Source organism: Paramylibacter ulvae, from assembly GCF_014652655.1.
In the GTDB taxonomy this organism is placed as follows: Bacteria; Pseudomonadota; Alphaproteobacteria; order Rhodobacterales; family Rhodobacteraceae; genus Amylibacter; species Amylibacter ulvae.
This window is the reverse complement of the sequence record NZ_BMZF01000002.1, coordinates 296,376-321,720: the sequence shown is the minus strand read 5'-3', so window position 1 is coordinate 321,720 and position 25,345 is coordinate 296,376. Positions and strand designations below refer to the sequence as shown.

At 47.9% G+C, this 25,345-nt stretch carries 24 protein-coding genes; 16 read left to right on the top strand and 8 right to left on the bottom strand.

Going from position 1 to position 25,345, the window contains the following annotated elements; translation table 11 throughout:
* Positions 1–10: 10 nt before the first annotated feature.
* Positions 11–1,240: a Wzz/FepE/Etk N-terminal domain-containing protein gene (locus IE094_RS06295; protein ID WP_189639731.1), complete on the bottom strand. Its 1,230-nt coding sequence runs from the start codon at positions 1,238–1,240 to the stop codon at positions 11–13.
* An 89-nt stretch (positions 1,241–1,329) separates the two neighbouring features.
* A complete protein-coding gene (locus tag IE094_RS06290) occupies positions 1,330–2,151 on the bottom strand; it encodes an IclR family transcriptional regulator (RefSeq protein ID WP_189639730.1) in 822 nt (273 codons plus the stop codon).
* A 301-nt stretch (positions 2,152–2,452) separates the two neighbouring features.
* On the opposite strand from IE094_RS06290, the gene IE094_RS06285 reads away from it, so the two are divergent.
* From IE094_RS06285 to IE094_RS06265, 5 genes are read left to right on the top strand one after another with little or no spacing between them, the layout of a single operon-like run.
* Positions 2,453–4,063: a peptide ABC transporter substrate-binding protein gene (locus tag IE094_RS06285; protein WP_189639729.1), complete on the top strand. Its 1,611-nt coding sequence runs from the start codon at positions 2,453–2,455 to the stop codon at positions 4,061–4,063.
* Positions 4,064–4,120: 57 nt separating this feature from the next.
* Positions 4,121–5,044 (top strand): oligopeptide ABC transporter permease OppB, encoded by a 924-nt coding sequence (oppB, locus tag IE094_RS06280; protein ID WP_189639728.1) that lies wholly within the window; start codon positions 4,121–4,123, stop codon positions 5,042–5,044.
* 4 nt (positions 5,045–5,048) lie between these two features.
* Positions 5,049–5,975 (top strand): ABC transporter permease subunit, encoded by a 927-nt coding sequence (locus IE094_RS06275; protein ID WP_373295855.1) that lies wholly within the window; start codon positions 5,049–5,051, stop codon positions 5,973–5,975.
* 1 nt (position 5,976) lies between these two features.
* A complete protein-coding gene (locus IE094_RS06270) occupies positions 5,977–6,945 on the top strand; it encodes an oligopeptide/dipeptide ABC transporter ATP-binding protein (protein ID WP_229802101.1) in 969 nt (322 codons plus the stop codon).
* Positions 6,942–7,928: an oligopeptide/dipeptide ABC transporter ATP-binding protein gene (locus IE094_RS06265; protein ID WP_189639727.1), complete on the top strand. Its 987-nt coding sequence runs from the start codon at positions 6,942–6,944 to the stop codon at positions 7,926–7,928. Before IE094_RS06270 ends, IE094_RS06265 begins: the two co-directional genes overlap by 4 nt.
* Here the strand turns inward: IE094_RS06265 and IE094_RS06260 are convergent, their stop codons facing one another.
* From IE094_RS06260 to IE094_RS06235, 6 genes are all read right to left on the bottom strand, one after another.
* Positions 7,929–8,714, bottom strand: coding sequence for an SDR family NAD(P)-dependent oxidoreductase (locus IE094_RS06260; protein WP_189639726.1), 786 nt, complete (start codon positions 8,712–8,714; stop codon positions 7,929–7,931).
* A 124-nt stretch (positions 8,715–8,838) separates the two neighbouring features.
* Positions 8,839–9,921, bottom strand: coding sequence for a DUF1513 domain-containing protein (locus tag IE094_RS06255; protein WP_189639725.1), 1,083 nt, complete (start codon positions 9,919–9,921; stop codon positions 8,839–8,841).
* Positions 9,922–10,896 (bottom strand): imelysin family protein, encoded by a 975-nt coding sequence (locus IE094_RS06250; protein WP_189639724.1) that lies wholly within the window; start codon positions 10,894–10,896, stop codon positions 9,922–9,924.
* Positions 10,896–12,407, bottom strand: coding sequence for a di-heme oxidoreductase family protein (locus IE094_RS06245; protein WP_189639723.1), 1,512 nt, complete (start codon positions 12,405–12,407; stop codon positions 10,896–10,898). Before IE094_RS06245 ends, IE094_RS06250 begins: the two co-directional genes overlap by 1 nt.
* Positions 12,408–12,489: 82 nt before the next feature.
* Positions 12,490–13,743, bottom strand: coding sequence for an imelysin family protein (locus IE094_RS06240; RefSeq protein ID WP_189639817.1), 1,254 nt, complete (start codon positions 13,741–13,743; stop codon positions 12,490–12,492).
* 88 nt (positions 13,744–13,831) lie between these two features.
* Positions 13,832–14,206, bottom strand: coding sequence for a response regulator (locus IE094_RS06235; protein ID WP_189639722.1), 375 nt, complete (start codon positions 14,204–14,206; stop codon positions 13,832–13,834).
* 266 nt (positions 14,207–14,472) lie between these two features.
* Here IE094_RS06235 and IE094_RS06230 point away from each other — a divergent pair, with 266 nt between their 5' ends.
* From IE094_RS06230 to tdh, 11 genes are all read left to right on the top strand, one after another.
* The gene (locus IE094_RS06230; RefSeq protein WP_189639721.1) at positions 14,473–14,901 is read left to right on the top strand and encodes a MarR family winged helix-turn-helix transcriptional regulator; all 429 of its coding nucleotides are present in this window, start codon (positions 14,473–14,475) and stop codon (positions 14,899–14,901) included.
* 155 nt (positions 14,902–15,056) lie between these two features.
* The gene (locus IE094_RS06225) at positions 15,057–15,749 is read left to right on the top strand and encodes a substrate-binding periplasmic protein (RefSeq protein WP_189639720.1); all 693 of its coding nucleotides are present in this window, start codon (positions 15,057–15,059) and stop codon (positions 15,747–15,749) included.
* On the top strand, positions 15,750–17,963 hold the full coding sequence (locus IE094_RS06220; protein WP_189639719.1) for an ATP-binding protein: 2,214 nt from the start codon (positions 15,750–15,752) through the stop codon (positions 17,961–17,963).
* A gap of 146 nt (positions 17,964–18,109) precedes the next feature.
* On the top strand, positions 18,110–18,238 hold the full coding sequence (locus tag IE094_RS15600; RefSeq protein WP_268247214.1) for a hypothetical protein: 129 nt from the start codon (positions 18,110–18,112) through the stop codon (positions 18,236–18,238).
* 189 nt (positions 18,239–18,427) lie between these two features.
* Positions 18,428–18,874: a peptide-methionine (R)-S-oxide reductase MsrB gene (gene msrB / locus IE094_RS06215; RefSeq protein ID WP_189639718.1), complete on the top strand. Its 447-nt coding sequence runs from the start codon at positions 18,428–18,430 to the stop codon at positions 18,872–18,874.
* Between the two features lies 1 nt (position 18,875).
* Positions 18,876–19,385: a peptide-methionine (S)-S-oxide reductase MsrA gene (gene msrA / locus IE094_RS06210; protein WP_189639717.1), complete on the top strand. Its 510-nt coding sequence runs from the start codon at positions 18,876–18,878 to the stop codon at positions 19,383–19,385.
* A gap of 22 nt (positions 19,386–19,407) precedes the next feature.
* Positions 19,408–20,874, top strand: coding sequence for a protein adenylyltransferase SelO (locus tag IE094_RS06205; RefSeq protein WP_308429205.1), 1,467 nt, complete (start codon positions 19,408–19,410; stop codon positions 20,872–20,874).
* A gap of 148 nt (positions 20,875–21,022) precedes the next feature.
* Positions 21,023–22,399 carry a DUF1963 domain-containing protein gene (locus tag IE094_RS06200; RefSeq protein WP_189639715.1) on the top strand — a complete coding sequence of 459 codons (1,377 nt, stop codon included), beginning with the start codon at positions 21,023–21,025 and terminating at the stop codon, positions 22,397–22,399.
* A gap of 41 nt (positions 22,400–22,440) precedes the next feature.
* Positions 22,441–23,007 (top strand): helix-turn-helix domain-containing protein, encoded by a 567-nt coding sequence (locus IE094_RS06195; RefSeq protein WP_229802100.1) that lies wholly within the window; start codon positions 22,441–22,443, stop codon positions 23,005–23,007.
* A 90-nt stretch (positions 23,008–23,097) separates the two neighbouring features.
* On the top strand, positions 23,098–24,300 hold the full coding sequence (locus IE094_RS06190; RefSeq protein WP_189639714.1) for a glycine C-acetyltransferase: 1,203 nt from the start codon (positions 23,098–23,100) through the stop codon (positions 24,298–24,300).
* On the top strand, positions 24,297–25,343 hold the full coding sequence (gene tdh, locus IE094_RS06185; RefSeq protein ID WP_189639713.1) for an L-threonine 3-dehydrogenase: 1,047 nt from the start codon (positions 24,297–24,299) through the stop codon (positions 25,341–25,343). Before IE094_RS06190 ends, tdh begins: the two co-directional genes overlap by 4 nt.
* The last annotated feature ends 2 nt before the right edge of the window (positions 25,344–25,345 follow it).

The window sequence follows — 25,345 nt, the reverse complement described above, 5'->3', positions numbered from 1 at the left end:
TGATTGAATGCTAGGCTGTTTGCTGTTGTTTTTGCCAATAATAGGCATCACGGGTCGCAACGCAAAATGCCCCTATAAGCAGCGCAAAGAACACGGCGATACCCGTTTTCACAACTGTACCGTAACCAATTTTGGCACCGTGGTTAGCAATGGATAAAATGCGGCTCTCGCTCAATCCTTGAGTTTGTGCATCTGAAACCTGTCTAAACTGCAACAAAGCCTGATCGTGTAACAGTGTATTTGTCGCTACCTGTCGGTTCAATTCTTGCAAGTTTACCAAATCCGCTGCGTAGTCTTTGATTTTTTGCGCCAATTGAGTTTGCGCAAAAACCAGAGCATCGCGTTGGTGTTTGCTGCGTATTTGATCCTTGCTCAAAGCCGTGTTTAGCGCTGAATTGATGTTCTTAAGTTTCAAACGCAACGGTTCACCCAAATCCGTATCAGTTGCAGTTTTCGCATTGAGCACGGTGTCGGCTTGATCTGGGAACCCTTTGAAATTCACAATTTCAAATTCTCCAGAAGCCTGTGTAATTTGTGCAATCCGTTGACGCGTCTGTGTCATTTGAAGATATAATCGGTCCAATTCTTGGGGTAATGACGCATGCGTAGTTTGCTTAAATGCACGCAAATTTTCCTGAGAAATGCTTAGTCGTTTTTTGCTCTCTGTGACACGTTGCGACAAATGTTCCATGCGGTTTTCAGCCACTGAAAAATGATGTGCGATTTGGCGTTCGGTGTAGATTTCGACAAGTTGGTTTGCCAAATTGATGGCATTAGTGGCGTCGCGTGCCGTCGCCGAAATCTCTATGATATAGGAATGGCGGATGTTTCTGACGCTTATGTTGCGCGCCAATTTATCAATGATTTGTTCGGGATCTTCAACATTTGAATATTCTGCAAATGTTTGCGCATTCGAACGCGTGGCCAATTCAGACAGTAAATCGCGCGACGTCAGCACCGCCACCTGTGTGTTCGCCGCATATTCCAATGACGTATTCGTGCCATTTGCCACAGGGTCTCCGCCATCATTTTGACCAAGCGAAATAACAATTGCAGATTTCGCTCGATACCAGTTTGCTGAAAGATAAGTAAAATATGCCGCGGAAACTATCCCCGCAATCAAGCCAAGCGCAATCAAAAACGCCTTTGCCCGCCACATGATCGCCGCAAGATGAAAGATATTTACATCACGCGAAACAGGCACAACAAGCCGCGGAGCAGTTAACGTTTCATGCAGCAATTTATTAATCTTTCATGATGAGAACAGAAATGGATCTGGCTCAACATTTACAAATTTAATTAAATTTATATTAACACTGCGATGAATGACTAATTCGCAAGAGCAACCGTTATGTCATGCGCGGTTTGACATATTATTGGCGCAAGCTCTGCTTCGACGCGCTCCACTGTCCAATTTGGCATTGTTACACAAATGTTGATTGCCCCCACACCCTGGCGACCTGCACCAAAAATTGGTGCGCCAATCGAAATTTCCCCGATGATACATTCTTGAACAGCGATCGTATAACCTTTGTTCGAAACATCGTTGATGCGACGTAAAATTTCCGCGTTATCGGTAATCGTGTGAGGCGTAAGATTGCGAATGTCGGATTCTTTTAGAATTTTTGCCCGCTCTTTGTCAGGCAAAGTTGACAAATATGCGCGACCACTCGCTGTGCAAAACATCGGTGCGCGGCCTCCGACAATTGGACTAACGATGGACGAATGAAAGCTGGGCAAACGCGCCACATAAATCACATCTTGGTCCATCGGTAGTGCCAGATTAACAGCCTGTCCACATGTTTCACGCGCACGTAACAAATGTGGTGCCGCCAAAGTGTTCACGGGATCAGATCGCAAAAACGTATAGGAAAATTCCATCAACTTTGCAGATGGGAACATACGACGGCTATCCGCTTCGCGTTCGAGGTATCCCATTTCTACCAGAGCATAACAAAACCGTTGTGCCGCGCTTTTGCCCAAGCCAGTTTTCAATGCGACCTCGGTAAGGCTAAGCGGTCTTTTTGATTGATGGAACGCGTTCAAAACAAAAAAGCATTTTTCCACAGACCCAACAAATAGTGAGCTGCGATTATCCTGCGCACTGGATTTTTTCTCTTTATGGGACAGTAATTCCGCCGCATTTGTCATCACTGTCACACCCCCGCACGAAATAATTTCAAATTCCGTTTGCAAATCTAGTTCATCTGGATACAGTTTGTACTGTTATTTGACACAAAGTATTGCAATAAAATACTTTGTGTCAATTGATAATACGCTGAGTTAACGAACCAAAATGAAAGCCAAACACCTTATGATTGCATTTGTTGCTATGGCGTGGTCACATCCAACGTATGAAATTAGTGAAAACCACCAAAAGCAGTGTACGATAAAACCAGAATAAAAAATTCGATCTTTGCTGCAATCCAACATGAATGAAGGGAGACTTAAGATGAAAACCAACTTATTTATATCCGCCGCAGCCTGTGCGCTCTTGGCGATGCCCACGATGGCGGCATCGCCAATGGAAGGTGAAAAGCTCGCCGCAGAACAAGTTTACACATACCGCCTGCTTGACGATATCAAATCATTTGACCCTCAAATCAACACCGATGTTGAAGGGTCCGAAATCATGCGTGACCTGTTCGAAGGCTTGATGAACGAAGACGCAACAGGTGGTTTGGTTCCAGGTGCCGCAGAGAGTTTTAGCGTTAGTGACGATAAGCTCACCTACACATTCAATTTGCGTGATGCGAAATGGTCAAATGGCGATCCAGTGACGGCCAATGATTTTGTATATGCTTGGCGCCGCTTGGTCGATCCTGCGACCGCATCTGAATATGCGTGGTATATGGAATTGATGGGTGTGAAAAACGCCAGCAAAGTTGTGAAAGGCGAGGTTGCCCCAGATCAGCTTGGCGTGCGCGCGGTTGATGACAAAACATTCGAGGTCACAATCGACACGGCACTACCCTATTTTGCCGCCATGACAGTTCACGGTTCAACATTTCCGGTAAACCAAAAGGTTGTGGAAACACATGGTTCTGAATGGACAAAACCGGGCAATCTGGTTGGTAATGGTGCCTATGTTTTAACCGAATACCGTTCGGGTGAACGCGTGGTGCGTGAACGCAACCCAATGTATTGGGATGATGCAAACACGATCATCGAAAAAACTGTTGGCTTGGTTGTGAATGATGAAAACATCGCGCTCACACGTTATTTGGCTGGTGAAATGGACCAAACGGATATTCCCGCCGGTCAATATCCACGCCTGAAAGCGGAACTGCCCGATGATACATATTCATATCCACGTTCATGTTCGTATATCTATTGGTTCAACCAAGGTGAAAAAGGCAACCCAGCACTGAAAGACGCACGTGTGCGCAAGGCGTTGTCATACACAATTGATCGCGAAGTCGTCGTTGATCGCATCCTGCAAGGTGGCCAATATCAATCATATAACTTTACCCATCAAAAAACCGCTGGGTTTGAGTTGCCAGAAATTGATTATGCGAGCTGGACACAGGCCGAACGCGACGCCAAAGCCAAAGAATTATTGGCAGAGGCAGGTTACGGCCCTGATAATCCGCTCAGCGTGAAAATTTCCTATAACACCGACGAAGCGCATAAAAAAATCGCTATCGCTGTGTCACAGTTTTGGAAACAAAAACTGGGCGTGAATACGGAACTGGCAAATTCAGAATGGAAAGTTCACACAACCAATATGCAAAATGGCGATTATGAAATCGCGCGTTACGCATGGTGTGGCGATTATAACGAAGCATCCACATATCTTGATCTGATGACTTCATATTCAGGCCATAACGTTTCTGGCTGGAGCGATCCAGAATATGACAAGTTGATGAAAGATTCAAAAACCATGGCGGATCCAAATCCGAACTATGCCGCCGGTGAACAACTGTTGGCCGAAAACATGGTGTTTGCGCCAATCTATCAATACACTGGCATCATTATGCTCAAGCCAGAGGTGAAAGGTTTCCCAATCGATAACCTGATGCAAAACTGGTATTCGCGTGAACTGTACATCGTAGAAAAATAATCATATGTGGGGCGGCGCAAACGCGGCGCCCCATCATATCTGCGATAGGTACACTCTATGCTGAACTATATAATCAAACGGCTGGCGATTGCCGTTCCAACGATCCTTGTGTTGATCGTATTTTCATTTCTTTTAATGCACGCCGCACCCGGTGGGCCGTTCACCGCGGAACGCGCTGTACCCCCTGAAATTCTAGCTAATCTAGAGGCAAAATATGGTCTCGATCAGCCACTATATATGCAAATCTGGACCTATATCAAAAATGTGGTTTTCCATTTCGATTTTGGTCCGTCATTTACATACAAAGACCGCACGGTGAATGAAATCATTGCCCAAGGTTTTCCAATCACCCTAACCTATGGTTCGGTGGCGTTCGTGTTTGCCGTAATTGTTGGTGTATCGCTTGGTGTGACCGCCGCAATTTTTCACAACAGCTGGTTGGATTATTTGGCCGTTGGCATTTCCATTGGTGCACAGGTATTGCCCAACTTTGTTATGGCGCCGATCTTGGTATTGATCTTTACGCTCTGGCTTGGCTGGTTGCCAGGTGGTGGCTGGGAAAACGGCGAGGTTAAATTCCTCATCATGCCTGTGATCGCCCTTTCGACCAGCTTTATGGCATCCATTGCGCGCATTATGCGCTCATCAATGTTAGAGGTGATGAACGCCAATCACATCCGCACCGCGCGTGCCAAAGGATTGCCAACACGCCAAATCATTTTTCGCCATGCGTTAAAACCCGCGATGTTACCCGTTGTATCATATCTGGGCCCTGCATTTGTCAGCATGATCACAGGTTCCGTGGTGATTGATATGTTCTTTTCCACAGGTGGCATTGGTCTGTTCTTTGTGAACGCTGCATTAAACCGTGATTATTCTGTGATGATGGGGATCACGATTTTGATCGGAGTTCTCACCATTCTTTTCAACCTTGTGGTCGATATCATCTATGCATGGATCGATCCGAAAATTCGGTATTAAACATATGTTGATCGAACAAGATAAAATGGAAAACCTCGCCGATGCGATGGTCGCCGCAGAGGTAAAGGGGCGATCACCTTGGGTGGATGCGCGCAAACGATTTTTCAACAACAAGGCCGCCGTGGCGGGATTGATCGTGTTGATATGCGTTGGGTTGTTTGCATTTCTGGGCGGGTATTTCGCGAAATTTAGCAATGATGAAATTGACTTTATGGTCATCGGACAGGTCGCCCAATTGGGCGGGCCATCCATTTCATCGGGGCATTATTTTGGCACCGATGATTTGGGCCGCGATATGTTTGCACGCGTGGTACAGGGCACACAAATCTCCCTTATGGTGGGTGTTGTTGGCGCGGCAATCGCGGTGATTGCGGGTACACTATATGGTGCGACGGCTGGATATGTTGGCGGGCGCATTGATAACATCATGATGCGCATTGTCGATATCTTGATGGCGATCCCATATATGTTCGTCTTGATCTTGCTTCTGGTGATTTTCGGGCGTTCCATTTCAATGTTATTCATTGGTATTGGTTTACTGTCCTGGCTGGAAATGTCGCGCATTGTGCGCGGCCAAACCCTGACCCTTAAAAACAAAGAATTCATCGAGGCGGCACAGGCCACAGGTGTTTCAAGTTTCAAAATCATCACCCGCCATATCGTGCCCAATCTGTTGGGTGTGGTTGCGGTTTATGCAACCTTGCTGGTTCCCCTGATGATCCTGACAGAAAGCTTCATTTCATTCCTTGGGCTTGGCGTGCAAGAACCGCTAACTTCATGGGGTGCATTGATTTCCGAGGGCGCAGGCACAATGCAATACGGCACGTTATGGCAATTGGTGTTTCCATTGTTTTTCTTTGTCATAACCCTGTTTGGTTTTTATTTTGTTGGTGATGGTCTGCGCGATGCGCTCGACCCAAAGGATCGTTAAAATGGCACTTCTTGATGTTCAAAATCTGTCTGTGTCATTCAAAACCAACGACGGTGTTGTGAATGCGGTCAACGATGTGAGCTTTGCAATGGACGCGGGCCAAACCTTGGCCATAGTCGGCGAAAGTGGTTCGGGCAAAAGCCAAACCGCATTCGCGATACTTGGGTTATTGGCGCAAAACGGTATCGCATCTGGTTCGGTAAAATTTCAAGGAAACGAAATTCTAAATGCACCTTTGTCCACGCTGAATAAAATTCGCGCCGCAGACATTGCAATGGTGTTCCAAGATCCGATGACATCGCTCAATCCATATATGCGCGTATCCGATCAAATGGTAGAGGTCTTGATTCACCACAAAGGCATGTCAAAAACCGAGGCGATTGCTGAATCTGTGAAAATGTTGGATGCGGTAAAAATCCCCGATGCGGCGGCACGCGTACGGCTTTACCCCCATGAATTTTCGGGCGGGATGCGTCAACGTGTGATGATTGCAATGTCGTTGTTGTGTAAACCAAAACTGTTGATTGCGGATGAACCCACAACCGCCCTTGATGTAACAGTTCAGGCGCAAACCATGACCTTGTTTTCCGAAATCCAATCCGAATTTGGCATGGGTGTTATTTTAATCACCCATGATCTAGGTGTGGTTGCGGGTTTTTGCGAAGAAGTGATGGTTTTGTATGGCGGGCGCGTGATGGAACAGGGGCCAACCGATCCGATATTCGCAACGCCAAGCCATCCATACACTCGTGGTTTGCTCAGGGCGATCCCGCGTGTCGATCAACTGAACGCCGAACTTGATACAATTCCAGGAAGCCCTCCAAACATGTTGCAAGCACCCAAAGGGTGCCCGTTCGAACCGCGCTGCCAATATGCCCAAGAGGATTGCGTGCAATCCCTGCGCCCGCTGACAGAATTTGCAACGGGGCGCAAACGCGCCTGTAACCGTGAATTGGAGGAATTGATATGAGCCATCCATTACTAAAGGTCGAAAATTTACGCGTATCATTTCATATCAAATCCGAAGGCGACATGCCTTGGACAAAACCGCGTGAATTGCACGCCGTTGGCGGTGTTGATTTTGAATTGAAACAGGGTGAAACGCTGGGCATCGTGGGTGAATCGGGTTGCGGTAAATCCACGCTTGCGCGCGCGCTTATTCGCATGGTTCCAGGTTCTGGAAAGGTGGTTTGGATGGGTGGCGACAATTTATTAGACGTCAGCAAATCCAAAATGATGAATTATCGATCTGAAATTCAGATGGTGTTCCAAGATCCGCTTGCATCGTTAAACCCACGCATGACCGTGGGGCAAATCATTGCCGAACCCTTACGCACGCATCAGCCAAATTTAAGCAATGCACAGGTAAAGGAACGAGTGAAAAAAATGATGCAACAGGTCAGCCTGTTGCCAAACCAGATCAACCGATACCCACATGAATTTTCTGGCGGGCAATGCCAACGCATCGGCATCGCGCGCGCATTGATCGTGGAACCAAAGCTGATCATTTGCGACGAACCCGTTTCTGCATTGGACGTTTCCATCCAAGCACAGGTGATTAACCTGTTGATGGAATTGCAGCGAAAAATGGGGCTATCACTTATTTTCATCGCCCATGATCTGTCGGTGGTGAAACACATCTCGAACCGCGTGATGGTTCTGTATCTGGGCAAAGTGATGGAAGTGGCCGATCGTAATGATCTATACGAAAACCCGCGTCACCCTTACACACAGGCATTGATTTCTGCCGTACCAATCCCCGATCCAGAAATCGAACGAAACAAAGAAATCATTCTGATCGATGGGGATTTACCTAGCCCGCTTGCCCCGCCATCGGGCTGTGTTTTTCGCACACGCTGCCCCAAGGCACAGCCGATATGTGCAACCACACCGCCCACACTTGATCCACAATCAGATCAGGAAACCCATTTGGTCGCCTGTCATTTCGCGTGATTATTCACGCCTCGGGCTGGCGGCGGAACCCGCCAAAATCCCACCATCGATAGTCAGTTCTGCGCCCGTCATATATGCCGCCTCGTCGCTGGCGAGCATGACGGCGATTGCCGCAACCTCGGACGGGTCACCAAATCGGCGCATCGGCGTGTCGGCAACAAATGCTTCCATACGTTTTTCGCGATCAGGGCCATCGCCCAACATCGGTTCCCACATTGGGGTGAGCACGGCGGCGGGGTGAATGGAATTGCATCGAATACTCAACCCCTCTTGCGCACAATAGAGCGCCACTGTTTTCGTGTGATTGCGCACCCCCGCCTTTGACGCCGCATATGCAGCAGCGGCTGGAATACCGATCATTCCAGAGCGTGACGATATGTTGATAATAGAACCCGCACCAGATTTGCGCATGGCACCAATCGCGTATCGGCAACCCAGAAATGTACCATCACTGTTAACGGCGTGAACCGCGCGCCAATCGGCAAGGCTTGCATGTTCTGGATCGTGGGGCACCATGCCCTGTTCAAATCCTGTGATGCCCGCGTTATTCACCAACACATCAATTTGTGGATAGTGACTGGACAATTGTGCCCAGCCATCTTCGGATGCGACATCCAACTGATATGCGTTGCCACCAATTTTGCCGGCTACATCCGTGGCTGATTGCAAATCAATATCTGTGACAATAACCGTTGCGCCCTCGGCGACAAAGGCATGTGAAATGGCCGCACCAATACCGCGGCCCGCGCCTGTGACGACGCATGTTTTATTTTTAAGACGTTTCATAAAAACCCCAATGATCAGAGAAACCGCATCTGCGGCGAACAATAAATTTCGACTTTAACGTAGTGAATTGTTCATCTGACTGATCCTTTGGTTACCCATAGGGTATCCCAAAGCGGGCGAAGTTTCAAGATCGCTTGCAGCTGACCAAATGATTGTCCCACGCCAGTGCATGGCGTTTTTTCGCAATCAAATCACCACCGTCACAAGTATATACACCACCCCCGCCATCGGTAATTTTGAATCCTGCACTGTCGGTTGCAATCCCACATGCATCGGAGCGATGCAGCATGTTTTGAAACCCAAGGTGCGTATCATAAATTTGCACCTTATCACCACGCGGCGATGTCGCACCGATGTGTTGTCCGTCACCTGAAAACGCAACGCTCCCGATATAGTTTTTCATCTGGCGAAGCTGTGCAAATGGCGTGTCGAACAATGTCGCATCCTTGCCAATTTGATGCGTCCCAACCAGCGGTGGTGTTTCGGTTTCATCGCCTTGCCATTGCATGCCAAACGCCACCAAACCATCCGTGTGTACATCCATATGGCGGATTGAATTTTTACGAAAATCTTCGTGCAATTCAATCTGATCGATCAATTTACCATCACGTGTTAGATAACTGATATTGGATTTCATATCGTCCAGATTCAAAATCTCGCGGCCGTGATCAGGGTGCGTCTTTAATCCGCCGTTCGCAACAACAAGCGTTTGGTCATCGGGCATGGTGCAAATTTCGTGTGGCCCAATGCCGCCTGATGAAATTTCACCGATACGGCGATAATTGTGCGCACGCGACCAAATGCCAATCACACCGATCCCGCGTTCATAATCATTTTCCGTGGTGCACAAATACGCACCATTTTCGACAAAGGTGCCATGCCCATAAAAATGACGCCCAGCGGGTGCATCCAATTGTTTGACCACATCACCATTGGCACAATTGATCACAACCGCAAAATTTCCAGGGCGGCGGGCAAATCCGACGGCCTCTGGTGCGGTTGGATGCGCACAGGCTGCGTGACCGCGATCTGGCAATGGAATTCGAAAAACCTCGCTGCCATCATCGGCCAAACCAAATAGCGCAAATGTACCGCTTGGCTCTTTGGCGGCCGCCAATAATGACGGACTACCTGCATCGGCCCACGTCAACCGCGGTGTCGCGCTTGCGCTCAATAATCCCGCCAAAAATACTCGTCGCGTTGTCATTCAATCACCATCCAATGCATTGAATCCCATGTTAACACCCAGGTGTGTGCCCAGCTCAACGCTCATCGCTTCGTTCGCACTGTGCACCATTGTTTGTAGGCTTTCGACTTGGAACCGTGTTCCCATATCGGTGATATTTGCGAATGCGGGATCGTCAATGGTCGGAATAAAGCGCAACAACGCGCCCATGGTTTCATTTGTTTCTGGTGTAGCATCATCACCCAACGCACGGATCATGTGATCCAACGCTGTGATTGTCGCGTTGATGTTGGGCAATGCGCGCGCCGAACGCCATGCCTCTGCACGTTTGGGTCGGGGGCGTTCCAATGTTCCAAGTGGGCGCGCCAGACGGGATGTTTCGATAAATTCAAACGCACCAGAAAGCGAAGTTAAATATGCCTGCGCCGCCTCTTCCTTGGTAAAATAAGTGGTGTTGTTTGGTTCGCCCGCGCCCCGCACGGTTTGTGCAAAATCATTTATCCACGCAACATTCATTTTCATCGCCTTATCCGCAATATCTTGGGTAATGCGGCGCACCAATTGGCAAGAATATGAATCCTGTTCAAATTGATTGAACCGTTGATCAAACAGCATCATATCGAGCGCCAAAAACCCATGCGCAGCGATTGAAACGGATGCAAATTCATCAGGCGCATAAATTGCTTCATCTTGATCTGCAATTAACTGCGATAATGCCTTTGCGGTGAAACCCTTTTTGTCTGGCCAGAACGACAAAACTAATGCGCCACCTTGTTGTTCCAGTGGACCAAAGGACACAATGCTAGCACCATTCCACGCATCATACGCCCGATGGTAATTTTCGATAATCTCATCGCCACGACATTCCGATTGCGCCAGACTTTTGGCGGTATCATCGAAACGTTGATATAGTTCCAGTGTGACATCAAGACCTTTGTCAACGCCCGCAAAAACAGGGGATGCCACAACAAGGAGTATCGATAAAATTTTGCGCATCACAGGCTTTCGATAAATTTTATAAGCGCCTCGCGGTCGCCGGTGGGTAAATCAACAACGCGTTGTTTCGCATGTTCACCTTCACCGCCGTGCCACAAAATCGCCTCTAGCAGATTACGTGCCCGACCATCGTGAAGGAAGCGCGTATGGTCGCTGACTTGTTGCGTCAAGCCAATACCCCAAAGCGGCGGTGTGCGCCATTCATTGCCCTGTGCCTCACCAGAAATTGAACCATCTGCCAAACCCTTGCCCATATCGTGCAACAACATATCAGTGTACGGCCAGATCAACTGAAAGCTTTGCGCATCTTGATCCATCAAACGGTTGGTTACAAATTTTGGACGATGGCACGCGACACATCCAGATTCATAAAAAACCTGTTTCCCACGCAGCACGATGGGATCATCCAAATCACGGCGCAAGGGTACGCCCAAATTACGCGCATAAAAATTCACCAACTCCATTGCGTCATCAGATATTTCAACATTACCGTGTTCTTCGGTACTGCCATCTGGCGCGGCGCGGCACGCGGTTTGATTTTCGGAACAATCGCCCCAGCCATCGGGGAACACTGTGCTGGAAATTCCGATATCGTTCTTAAACGCGGTTGCCGATTGTTCGAAAATTGTCGGGCTGCTCGCCTTTAGCCCAAAGCGACCCAATTCAACCTTGCGTGTTATCGCAGACAACACCCAGTTGGGCCGCCCAGAAATACCATCACCATTTGCATCATCAGGATCGGCATGTGCCAAAATATCGGCGGCTGGTATCGCTTCTAACATGCCCAAGCCAATCATTTGGGGTGCGATACGAGGCGCGATCACCGTATCGGGGTGCATTTCACCATAGGCCAAATTTTCGACCGCATAGGTTGGATATTGCAACGTCACAATCACACCATCAGATAGCGTTACCTCTATGTCAGATGTGGTAATGACAAACTGGCCTTCAGCGGGATGGCCTGGAGTTGCGAAATCTTGCAACTGTGATCCATAGATTGGGTCGGGCAGGGATGTAATGTAGTCTTTGATTGCGTCTGAATCTGGCCTTACTGGCGCGGGATGTGACAAATTCATCAACATTGAAACATGGCTGTCATTTTCATCAAACGGTGGATGCCCACGCCCATCTTTTAGATGGCAACGCTGACAGGATCGCGCGTTATACAATGGGCCAAGCCCATCTGATGCAACTGTGCTGGACGGGGATGATACCCACAATTTGCGAAATAGCGCATTGCCCAGTTTGAAATTCAGTTCATCCGCAAAGCTAATGTTCGCCGAAAAATCGGAAAAAGCATTGCTGTCACTCCGCACACGCACACTGGCTGCTCCTGCAGGGCGGGTTTCAAATTGTTCAGACTGTTTGAAATCATGCGTGGGTGCAGTGATCGTCGCCACGCGTTCAATCTCTTCATCAGTGCGTGGCACGATGTTTAGGTTGAATGGCTCGCGGGGTTGTGCGTTGGCGATTCCTGCGCAAATGCACAGGCTGAATGCTATCCATTTCATAAGAAAACTCTTGTTTGTTTTCGCGTCATTAACACGAAAAAACGGCGCCTAACAGACGCCGTTTGAAAAGTTGATGATGGATTTATTGAAATACTGCGTCTGGATCATCAAGGCTATCAGAACCTTCAAACGCAATCGCATCAAGGCCCAGCGCCGTTGTCGCGCGTTCAATTGATTTAGTTTGTGCGACCAAACCGTTGACCGCATTCATGATCAGCATTTCGCCTTTTTCGTTTCCACGTTCCAACATTTGATCATATGCAAAGCCAGCGTCCGCCGCTGATTTCAACGCACCCAGATCCAACATTGTTTGCGCCAAATCATTTGTCAGCGCCGCCGCGGTTTCCGCGTCTTTTTCGGCAACCAAACCAAATAGTGAATCGCCCGTTACGACAGAACCGTCTGTGCGTTTATACGTGCCCAAGAATACGTTTTGCACACCCAAACCATCATAAAAGTGGCTGTTATGTGTGTTGTCAGAAAAACAATCATGTTCCTCTTCTGGGTCATTTAACATCAGGCCAAGTTTCATACGTTCGCCAGCCTGTTCGCCATAAGACAATGAACCCATGCCCGTCAGCATCGCCAGAACACCCGCATCTGGGTTGCCTGTAACGGCGTCGCGTCCTTCGCCACCTGTTTCCCATTGTGCAACCATCCATTCCAAGTCTGAAACCAACAAATCTGTTGCAGCTTGCAGATAGTCACCACGACGATCACAATTGCCACCCGTGCAATCATCACCAGCAGCGTAATCTGTTGCCGGGCGTTCGCCAGCACCCGCACCGTGGCCATTCAAATCTTGACCCCAAAGCAAAAATTCAATTGCGTGATAACCCGTTGCAACATTGCTTTCGATTTCGTCTGCTTCGTGCAATTCACCAGACAAAAGTTCAGGCGTGATATTGGTGGCGTCAATTTCTTGACCCGCAACTGTCAGCGTTGGGTTCGCGATCACATTCAAAACAGCCAATGCATTTTCGTCCGTCGCGCCACCATAAGATGCGTCAACATAATCGATCAAACCTTCGTCCAACGGCCAAGCATTCACTTTGCCCTCCCAATCATCAACGATGACGTTGCCAAAACGATATACTTCGGTTTGTTGATACGGAACGCGCGAAGCCAACCAAGCAGTTTTTGCCGCCGCCAATGTCTCATCAGATGGGTTTGCGATCAATTCGGATACGGCCGCTTGCAATACCTTTGCGGTGCTGAGGCTGTCTTCGTATTTCGCTTGGGCGATATTAGCATAGTTTTCAACGACGCTTGCTTTGTCTGCCAGTACGGGCGTGGCGATCAATGCCGCAGCGATTGCAACGATGGATGATTTCATAACGGGTGTCTTTCTGAACAGATAAATTCGAATCCGCATACGCGGTTGCCTTTATCTGACAAAAATAATCACCTATGTCAAATCAGAGTTATTTAGTCGGAATTAATTTGTTAAGCAGTTCTTCCAATTGGGAAGCGGTTACGGGTTTGTATAACACATCGTCAAACCCCGAGATTTCGCCCATGGCGGTCACCGCCTCTAGCGGGATTTCATGCCCACCACCAGAAATCATTACAATAGGCACATTTTCGAATATATCGCGGTGTGACTTATACAGATCAATACCTGTCGTATTGCCAAGCCACATATCCAACAACACCAAATCAGGTTTTGATTTTTGCATGTGTGCGATGAATTCATCTGTTGTCGCGACGCTCAATGCGGTGTGGCCAAATATTTCACACATCGCACAAAGTGTTGTGCCAAATTCAACATTATCGTCAAGAATATATACTAATGCCATAATCAACCAATACTAAGACTCACGCGCATTTATACACGCTCTACCGCATCGCATACCACTTTTGGCTGTTAATCGCCAATTACAAACCACCAAAGGGCGATAAACTGGCAATAAAACAAAGAAAGCTAACGACAACAACGAATTAGAATTGCGTAAACCCCACCCCACATGGCAAAGTAACGACACTTTAATAATGTGCGAGGACACCAGTTTGAATAATTGCAATCAAGAATCTTTGATGCTGCGCATTCAAATGGTCGTGTTCGATGCCTGATGCCAATCGCACACAACTGGCAACTGCCGTGTTGTTGGAACAGGTTTTGCGGAAAACTTATGTCCGGCTTGGACCACAGGAATTACAGCCCGCGCAATGGTCAGCGCTACGCTATTTTAAACGCATCTATCCCACTGGCGGCACAGTGTCCGAACTTTCCAAATTTTTAGGTGTCACCGCTGGGCCCGCTAGCCGCGCTGCACATACATTGGTTAAGCGCGGATTGTTAGAAGCACGAAAAAATCCAGACGACAAACGCAGCACATTTTTCTGCCTGACAGCCAACGGGCGGGCAAAACTGGCACAAGACCCAATGCTTGCCTTGGCAAAAAACATCTCCACGCTCACCCCAACAGAACAAGAAAACCTTGCCGAAACACTGTTAAAATTAACGGGTTCGCTTAAAACTGACACACCTTAGACGATAATTTTCCACAGCCTCACCACCTTAATGATTGAATTTCAGGCCTAAGGGTCGTCTAATCAGAGAAATTAAAATTATTCTAGTGGCGAGTATACAAAGTGAGACATGGTTTAAAACTACTCGTATTGAATATTGCGGCAAGCGTAATTTGCGTGGCCATCGCAACAACGGGTCATGCGCAATCACAAAACAGAAGCTTGTTTATGTCACATGGCGTGTTGTTACCGCTGTCGACCCCTGAGAATGACGGATATCTTGACCGTGTGGTTCTGGAAATGTTCAAACGCAATAATCTGTTGCTTCAAAAAGAATATGTCGCACCCGCGCGCGCACTTGATATGGCCACACTGGGTTTAACCGATGGGGACATGGTCAGAACCGAAAGCGTCAAGATCTCGCATCCAGATTTGTTACAGGTTCCTGAATCCATATATTCGGTTATTGTTACCGGGGTGTATGTCGATCCAAAAATAGAATTAGAGAGCTGGTCAAAATTCAGCGATTACAAAGTCGGTTATATCCGCGGCTGGCAAGATGCGCTGAGAGTGTTTGATAATCGGGATAATTTTTTAGAAGTTTCCGATGCTCAAACTTTGTTGCTTATGCTGAAATCTGGTCGCATTGATGTCGCTTTCCTTACCCTGTTTCCAGCCAAGTTTTTGGCAAAAGAATTGGAATTTGACACGCTATATTTTTCTAAAATTCGCGAAGAGCGGGAAATGTACTTGTATCTGAATGAGCGAAACGCGGATTTGATCGAACCGCTCTCTGCCAGTCTTCGTGAAATGAAACGTGATGGTACGTATCAACAAATCATGGGCCCGTATATTGAGGGCAACAAATAAATGACGCCCAATCGACCGCGGTTATCACGGATTGGCGTCGCCACGGCGAAATCAATTTTACTGCCATTGATTATTGCCAGCGTGGTCAGCTGTACAGTGTTGGTGAGTTGGGTATATCGCACCGAGCAAAATCGGCTGATGAATGAGTTGGATCACCACGGTCGCACACTTGTAACAGCATTGGAACAATCGCTGTGGCTGTTTGATGATCCGCTGACCAAACAACATATCGACGATGCAATCGAGTTCAATTTTATCACCTTCGTACGGCTGGTGGATAATTTTGGGGATAATTATCAATCTGGTAACTTGGATTCCAAAAGTATTTTTACCCAAGAATACATCATTGAACACGATTTTCGTGGCGAGACAATCGCGCTTGGCACCTTACAATTGGGTGTCGATACTAGTCAGCTGGCCACAGATTCAATTTTGCTGGCGGCATTTCAGGCAATCATCTTTTTTGCCACGACCATGATTGCCAGTTTGATTATTTATCTTCACCTGAAAAACAACCTGTTATCCCACCTTGATGCGATCGCACAAAAGCTAAAATCATCACCAGAATTTCCATTGGGGTTTAACATCACGCTTGATCGCCAAAACGCCAAAACAGACGAACTCGATGAACTGGTTGAATCTATTCACCACATGCATCACCAACTGGTCACAACCCGCGCCACCAGCGAACAGACCAAAGGCAGATTCCAAGGGGCATCAAAATTTGCAGAACTTGCGCATTATACAGTCGACCTAAACTCTTTTCGTTTGATCGAGGCCGACGACGCATTTATCGAATTGATTGAATTAGATCCCGAAATTTTACACACAATTGATGTTGTAAATGAATTGGCACCCAGCAGGTTAACCAAGCAATATCAAGATGTTGTTCCGAAAATAGTGGAACGATTGTTGCGTTTCGAAACCTTCGAAAACGTTATGGAGTTTGCGCTACCGTCTGGCAAAGCTAAGTTTGTCCGTCAGTTGTTTACGCCATTACCCACCGAACCAGATGGAACGCGGCTTGTGGATATAATCGCGCTCGACATTACCGAAATTTACGAAATGCAAAACAGATTGTTACAAACACAAAAGGTTCAGGCGATTGGTAAACTGACGGGTGGAGTCGCGCATGATGTGAACAATATTTTGGCAATCATTTCTGGGAATATCGAACTGTCACAAATCTTGAATAAGAACGAAAAAATTGACGACTATTTGTCTGTTGCCCTAACAGCCACCCAGCGCGGCGCAGGGCTAACACGCCAATTGCTCGCCTTTGCACGACAACAACCCCTATCGCCCAAGGCCATCAATCCCAGCGATCTTGTCCAAGAATCAAAGGAGCTTATCCGCACCACAATCGGAGAACATATTTCAATTTCTGCGGTTGTTGATGATGATACATGGTGCTGTACCGCCGATGAAACACAGCTACAAGCGGTTATATTGAACCTTGTTTCAAATGCACGCGATGCGATGCCATATGGTGGCAAGCTTTCGATTTTAGTGTCAAATGTGACTCTTGACCAAGAATTCGCAAATTCAGAGGCGGATCTAGAGCCCGGCGATTACGTTTGTATCTGTGTCTCTGACAATGGATTTGGCATGAGCGACGACATCTTAAACAAAGTGATCGATCCGTTTTTCACAACCAAACCATTGGGATCGGGCACAGGGCTTGGCCTGTCCATGGCGTTTGGATTTGCAAAACAATCAAACGGGCACCTTCAGATTAAGACTAAACTGGGTAAGGGAACATGTATCCGCATCTATTTGCCGCGCGACCACAGCATCGACATTGATCAATCCGAAACGACCAGTACGATACCGCCTAACTTTCTTAAGGGTAAGTGCATTCTTTTGATCGAAGACGATAATGTTTTACGCGAGATTTACGCCAAACAATTGGCCACCACGGGCTGCATCGTTCAATCCGCATCCGACGGGCCAACTGCCATAACTTTGGCGTCTTCGATGCCACGCATTGATCTGGTTTTATCAGACTTTATTTTGCCCCATGCGATGGATGGGAAAGTTGCGTGTCAGGAAATCTTAAAAATCCATCCAAGCGCATCGACATTGTTAATGTCGGGCTACACCGGGGATGCCGATTTGTCGTCACCAAACGATGGCACCGTTGGGCATGTCCTGCAAAAACCATTTGAGTTTGCCGATTTATTAAAAGCGATAAACGCCACATTAACACCATAAAGTCCCCTCAAGAGTGTGAATATGAGATTACAACAATAGCATATTGCTACTAGCAACTAAATATGCTAGAGGTTGAGTGTAACATTCACGATAGAGTATTTTTTATGAGCAAAGAAACGCAGAGTCGGGAAAAGCAATCTAAAAAGGTGCAACAGATTAGATTGATCAACAAACTGTATGAACAGGCGGATCAACATTTTGAAAAGCCCGTTGCAAACAGAAATCACATGCCAAGCGAAAAGGCTTGGGCGAAAACACATCTCGCACAAGAATAGATTGGCATCATTCCAACACTTGGAAATACTCCTAGGAAAGTCGATGAAATCTCTATCGGCTAAATGAGTCACAGGTTTTTGCCTGTGGCTCATTTTTACGTGAAAATTGTACACAAATCACGGAATCCCGTTGGTATTTCGGGATAAACACGCCACATTGGCACCAACTATAACCGTTGGAGCATTGCCATGAAAACCTATGAAAAATCCCAAGAGGCGCTGGCCAACCTGACACCAGAACAATTTCGCGTCACACAACAAAATGGTACGGAACGCCCAGGTACGGGTGAATATTTGAATAACAAAGAACCCGGAATTTATGTCGATCTGATCACGGGTGAACCGTTGTTTGCGTCATCGGACAAATATGAATCCGGTTGCGGTTGGCCAAGTTTTACCAAACCAATTGAACCTGCACACATGAACGAACTGCGCGATGAAACGCATGGCATGGTGCGCGTCGAGGTGCGTTCCACCCATGGCAACAGCCACCTTGGGCACGTATTCACCGATGGCCCGCCCGATCACGGTGGGCTGCGGTATTGCATTAATTCTGCATCCTTGCGTTTCGTTCATCGCGATGCGATGGAGGATGAAGGTTACGGCGATTACATCGACCAAGTAGAGGATATCTAACATGGCACAATCACGCGCGGTTTTGGCAGGCGGTTGTTTTTGGGGAATGCAGGATTTAATCCGCAATATGGATGGCGTTATATCCACCCGTGTGGGTTACACGGGCGGTGATGTGGAAAACGCAACCTATCGCAATCACGGCACCCATGCCGAAGGGATCGAAATTATTTATGATGACGCCACCATCAGTTATCGTAAATTATTGGAATTCTTTTTTCAAATTCACGACCCAACCACGGCGAACCGTCAAGGCAACGATATGGGCGCGTCTTATCGTTCCGCAATTTATTACACGGACGAAGATCAACACAGCGAAGCGTTGCGTACAATTGTGGATGTAAACGCATCTGGCCTGTGGCCCGCCCCCGTCGTGACAGAGGTTGAACCCGTCGGCGCATTTTGGGAAGCCGAGCCCGAACATCAGGACTATTTGAAACGCATTCCCAACGGTTACACTTGTCATTTTATCCGCCCAGATTGGGTTTTACCACGCAATGACGCCGCAGAATAACCATTGAAAGCCACTGATGCCCATCGATTTTCATTTTGATAATACATATGCGCGTGAACTGGATGGGTTCTATGTGCAATGGCAGGGCGATTCCGCTCCAGATGCAAAAATCGTAAAGTTTAATCACGATTTGGCATTTGAATTGGGGCTAGATGCAGATGCGTTAAACTCATCTGATGGTGCAGCAATATTCGCTGGAACCATTGCGCCAACAGGCGCAAGCCCGCTGGCACAAGCCTATGCGGGCCATCAATTCGGCGGGTTTTCACCACAGCTTGGCGATGGGCGCGCAATTCTTTTGGGCGAAATTATCGCCAAAAACGGCACCCGCCAAGATTTGCATCTCAAGGGATCGGGGCGCACCCCATTTTCACGCGGAGGCGATGGCAAGGCCGTGCTTGGCCCGGTGCTGCGGGAATATATGATGGGCGAGGCAATGCATGCACTGAATATCCCAACAACACGCGCACTGGCCGCCGTCACCACTGGCGAAGACATCTTGCGCGAGGGATATCAACCCGGTGCTGTATTGGCGCGCATTGCCAGCAGCCATCTGCGCGTCGGCACATTCCAATTTTTTGCCGCACGTCAAGAAAATGAAAAGCTACGCCAATTGGCAGATTACGCGATCCATCGTCATTACCCAGATATGGCCAATGCAAACAATCCCTATATCGCCTTGTTGCAATCGGTTTGCGCAGCGCAGGCAGAATTGGTTGCAAAATGGATGTTGGTTGGATTTGTCCACGGCGTGATGAATACCGATAATATGACCATTAGCGGAGAAACAATCGATTACGGCCCCTGTGCGTTTATCGATCAATACGCGATTGATGCGGTCTATAGCTCGATTGATGCAAATGGGCGATATGCCTATGGCAATCAACCCAAAATGGCCAAATGGAATTTGGCACGGTTGGCGGAATCCTTGTTACCGCTCATTGATCAAAATACAGATCGCGCAATCGAAATTGCGACGGTCGAGATTAATAAATTTGACGAAACATACGCCCGTCATTGGGTCAACGGAATGCGCGCAAAAATCGGTTTGTCCTCTGCGCATGGCGATGACGAAGATTTAATAAATCAACTGTTCACATCAATCGAAAACCAGCGGGTCGATTTCACTCAATTATTTCGTGCATTGGCAAATGCGACAAGCGGGAACAACAACGATGTATTTGCTTTGGTTCCAAATTCGGAGGGCTTCAGGGCATGGGTATCACGTTGGCAAGAACGCCTTACCCAAGAAACGATCAACCCTGAGGAACGCGTTGCTGCAATGAACGCGGTTAATCCGCTGTATATCCCACGCAATCATCTGGTCGAGGGCGCGCTTACTGCAGCGGTTAACGATGGCGATATGAACCCGTTTGACGATTTATTGGCGGTGCTAAAACATCCATTTACACCGCAATCAAACGCAGAAACTTATGCGAAACCAGCGCCGACAGATTTTGGACCCTATAAAACATTTTGCGGCACGTAGCGTTTAGGCCCACGAACGTGGCAACACACAATTGAAATTTTTGCCCAAAATTCGACGCAAAGCGTTGCTAACCATATGTTTTTAAGTGCACTATTCTTGCAACCAATCTGAACTTTAAACCTCAACCTAATACTGCAGAGCTAAACTCATGGATCTGATCGAAACCATTTCACACCATATTCAAGCGGCACCGATCATCGCGGCCATTACGCTGGCATTGTTAACGATGCATTACGGTGTTGCGTGGTTATGGAATCGACGCAAATCAGCCAGTGCGAGCGACAGCGAAGTCAAAGAATATGGTGGCGATGGTGGGTTGATTGCCGACATGATGAAGGCTGGGGCTGGCAATAACAGTTTGGAACAACGCGAAGCAAAGGAACGGGAAAACCCGCCGACCTCGCTTCGAATTGTTCCCCAAGTTCCGATCCGAACAGATGTTGCCTACAACAGCTGGTTTGGCGGGCACCCCTATTTACCAGACGAGGCAAATTGGCCAGTAGCACCCAACGATCACATGCATTTTTTGGCACAGATAAATTGTGCAGATATTCACCCGCATGTTTGGGGTGGTGCAGGCCCACGCAAAGGTTGGCTGGTGGTGTTCTTGACTGAATCTTGGCCGCCAACACCGCTGATTTTATATACGCAAACGTTGGGTAAACCACGTTCGGCGCCGACCCCATCCGATAAAATGCAACAATGGTTTGAACCCAAAATGGAAACGGGGCTGGTTTATCAACCTGTATCACCGCGCTGGCCGGTTCAATTTGGAGTGCACACAATGGGCATGGATGATCCGTTTGATTGGCAAGAAGACAACGCAATCACTGGCCCTGCGCGCCCCGATCCGCGCACAGCGATTCCATTTGATATTCAACAACCTCATTTTCGTCCGTTTGATTGGGCGTCAACACTTCACGTTTTGAAATTCATCAAAACGCAAAAACAATCACAACGCTCCGCATTCGTTGATCGCAATGCGATGAAACTGAAATCAAACACGATGAATCCAGATCAACTGGCACAGTATAACCAAACCGTTTCACAAATGGACGGACAGTTATCGAAATTCCAAATGTTGTTGGACACTGCCCAAAATCAGGCGCAAACTAAACCGTTCACCGATACCGAGTTAGAAGCGAGTTTTGGATTAGTAAGTTTCTTTTTCGGGGAAACATTTTTCCAAGATAACCAACGCGATTACCAGCGAGCGATGTATGAATATTGCAAACATTTATACACGCAAGCGCCCAACAGTTTGCCAGATACGCACCGTGCATATTATGAATCACTTTGGGCGTTTGATGCGCGACGTGAAATTGGCGCAGTCGGCAATATTCCACGCGGAAATATTGATCTGTTTATCGGTCAAGACAGCGACGATGTTGTATTGCTGGAACTTCCAAGCAGTGCAATGATGGGTTGGGTTTGGGCCGAAAACCGCGATCTGGTCATCACAATGAAAAGAAGCGATCTGCGCCATTCCTATTTTGGAAATTTGGGGCTTCATCTAACTACCTAACGCCTTGCAAGACGTATTAAACTTGAAAAGGAAATTGTCGCGTGTCGTCAAAACCTGAAATCACCATTAGATTGGCAAACCGCCTGAAAGAGGCGCGCACAGCCAAGGGTTTAAGCCTTGATGCTTTGGCAAAACTGTCTGGTGTTTCGCGATCCATGCTCTCGCAAATCGAGCGAGGCGGTTCCAGTCCAACAGTGGCAAGCCTTTGGAATTTAACCCGTGCATTGAATGTCGATTTTGCGGGGTTGCTTGACGAAGATCAAGACGAACACCACCCGATCAAAGAATATATTAGCGCGGATGAAACACCCGTAATTTCGCAAAAAGAATCGGGATGCACCATCCGAATATTAAGCGCCCCAAGCGACGTTGGCGAAACGGAGGTTTATGACATAACGTTTAACGCCAATGCGTTGATGGATAGCGCACCACACAAGCGCGGATGCCTTGAATCAATTACAGTTTTGGAAGGTGCGCTAAAGGTAACAAGCCATGGGCACAGCGTACAATTGGCAAAGGGTGATACCGCACGGTACGAAGCAGATAAAAACCACGCGATACAGGCGGAAAGCCCCGCCCGTGCGCTATTGATCGTTAAAAATGCATAACGGATGAATTCCAATATGACGTCATAGATTCCCGTATCTTGACACAGTTCACCTTAATGGATATTCCTCCAACATACAGGAGGCACGATAATGTCCACAGAATTTCTAGATCACATCACAAACACCCTCACTGAAATCGACGCTGACGGTTTGTACAAACGCGAGCGCATGATTGTATCACCGCAAGCGGGTCGGATCACTGTCGATCATCCCACCAATGGGCACAGTGAAATGGTGAACCTTTGTGCGAATAATTATCTGGGTCTTGCGGATCACCCCGCGCTGATCGCGGCCGCAAAGGGTGCGCTGGATGAACATGGGTTTGGCATGGCATCGGTGCGGTTTATCTGTGGCACACAGGATATTCACCGACAATTGGAACAACGCCTTGCGCGGTTTTTGAACAAAGATGACGCAATTTTGTTTGCCGCATGTTTTGACGCAAACGGTGGTCTGTTTGAACCACTGCTTGGGCCAGAAGACGCCATTATTTCAGACAGCTTAAACCACGCTTCCATCATCGATGGCATCCGCCTGTGCAAAGCAAAGCGTTATCGTTATGCAAATTCAGATATGGCAGATTTGGAAACACAATTGATCGCCGCACGTAGAAACGGTGCGCGGTTTATTATGATCGCAACCGATGGTGTGTTCTCGATGGATGGGTATTTGGCAAATTTGCCCGCGATTAATAAATTGGCGGCAAAACACAATGCGCTGGTGATGGTGGATGATTGTCATTCCACTGGCTTCATGGGGCCAAAAGGCAAGGGAACGCCAGCTCATTTTGGCGTTGATGTTGATATTCTAACGGGCACACTGGGCAAAGCATTGGGTGGCGCCATCGGTGGATATATCGCTGGCCCACAGGCCGTGGTTGATTTATTGCGCCAACGCGCCCGCCCATATCTGTTTTCAAATTCATTACCACCCGCGATTGTGATGGCAGGGATGGCCGCGCTCGATTTGATTGAACAGGGCGATGATCTGCGCAAACAATTGTTTGAAAACGCGCATTACTGGCGAACAGGTTTAACCGACCTTGGCTTTGAATTACTGTCTGGCGAACATCCGATCATTCCCGTGATGCTGGGTGATGCGCGCCTTGCCCAAGATATGGCAGCAGAACTATATAATCGCAGCGTATATGTTGCGGGTTTCTTTTTCCCAGTTGTTCCCAAAGGACAAGCGCGCATTCGCACGCAAATGAATGCCGCCTTAACCCGCGATGATCTGGATTTCGCGCTGGATGCATTTGCAAAGGCTGGACGCAAAACCGGAGTGTTATCATGAGCAATCAAATGAAATCACTTGTCAAAGCAAAACCAGAACAAGGCCTGTGGATGCAACAAAGCCCAGTGCCCGAAATTGGGCCAGATGATGTATTGATCCGCATCAACAAAACAGGCATTTGTGGCACAGATATCCACATCTGGAACTGGGATGATTGGGCGCAGAAAACCGTGCCAGTGCCAATGATTACAGGGCATGAATTCGCTGGTGAAATTGTTGAATTGGGTGCGAATGTAACCGAACTTACCGTTGGACAACGCTGTTCGGGCGAGGGGCACCTTATTGGTAAAAACAGCCGTCAATCGCGCGCGGGGCATTTCCATCTAGACCCTGATACCCGCGGCATTGGTGTGAATGAACAGGGCGCATTTGCGCAATACCTGCGTTTGCCTGCGTTTAATGTGGTGCCATTGCCCGATGAAATTTCAGACGATATCGGCGCGATTTTGGATCCGTTGGGCAATGCAGTTCACACCGCGTTGTCATTTGATTTAATCGGCGAAGACGTGTTGATAACGGGTGCTGGCCCGATCGGCATTATGGCCGCAGCCGTGGCGCGCCATGCGGGTGCGCGAAACGTGGTGATCACGGATATAAACCCCGCGCGTTTGGCGTTGGCAGAACAGGTAACCGATTTGGTGCCCGTGAATGTAGCAAACGAAGAATTGGCCGATGTGATTCCGCGCCTTAAGATGAAACAAGGATTTGATGTCGGCATGGAAATGTCGGGCAATCAAGTCGCTCTGGATCAAATGATCGAGGCCATGGTAATGGGCGGGCGCATCGCGATGCTGGGTATTCCACCTGGCAAATCACCTGTTGATTGGTCGCGTATCGTATTCAAAGCCATCACAATCAAAGGCGTTTATGGCCGTGAAATTTTTGAAACGTGGTACAAAATGATCGCCATGCTGCAAAACGGTTTGGACGTGAGCAATGTGATCACCCATCATTTTGACGTCGACGATTTTGAACAAGGGTTCGCAGCGATGAAAAGTGGGGCGAGCGGCAAGGTGGTTTTGGATTGGACCAAATCCATCTGATC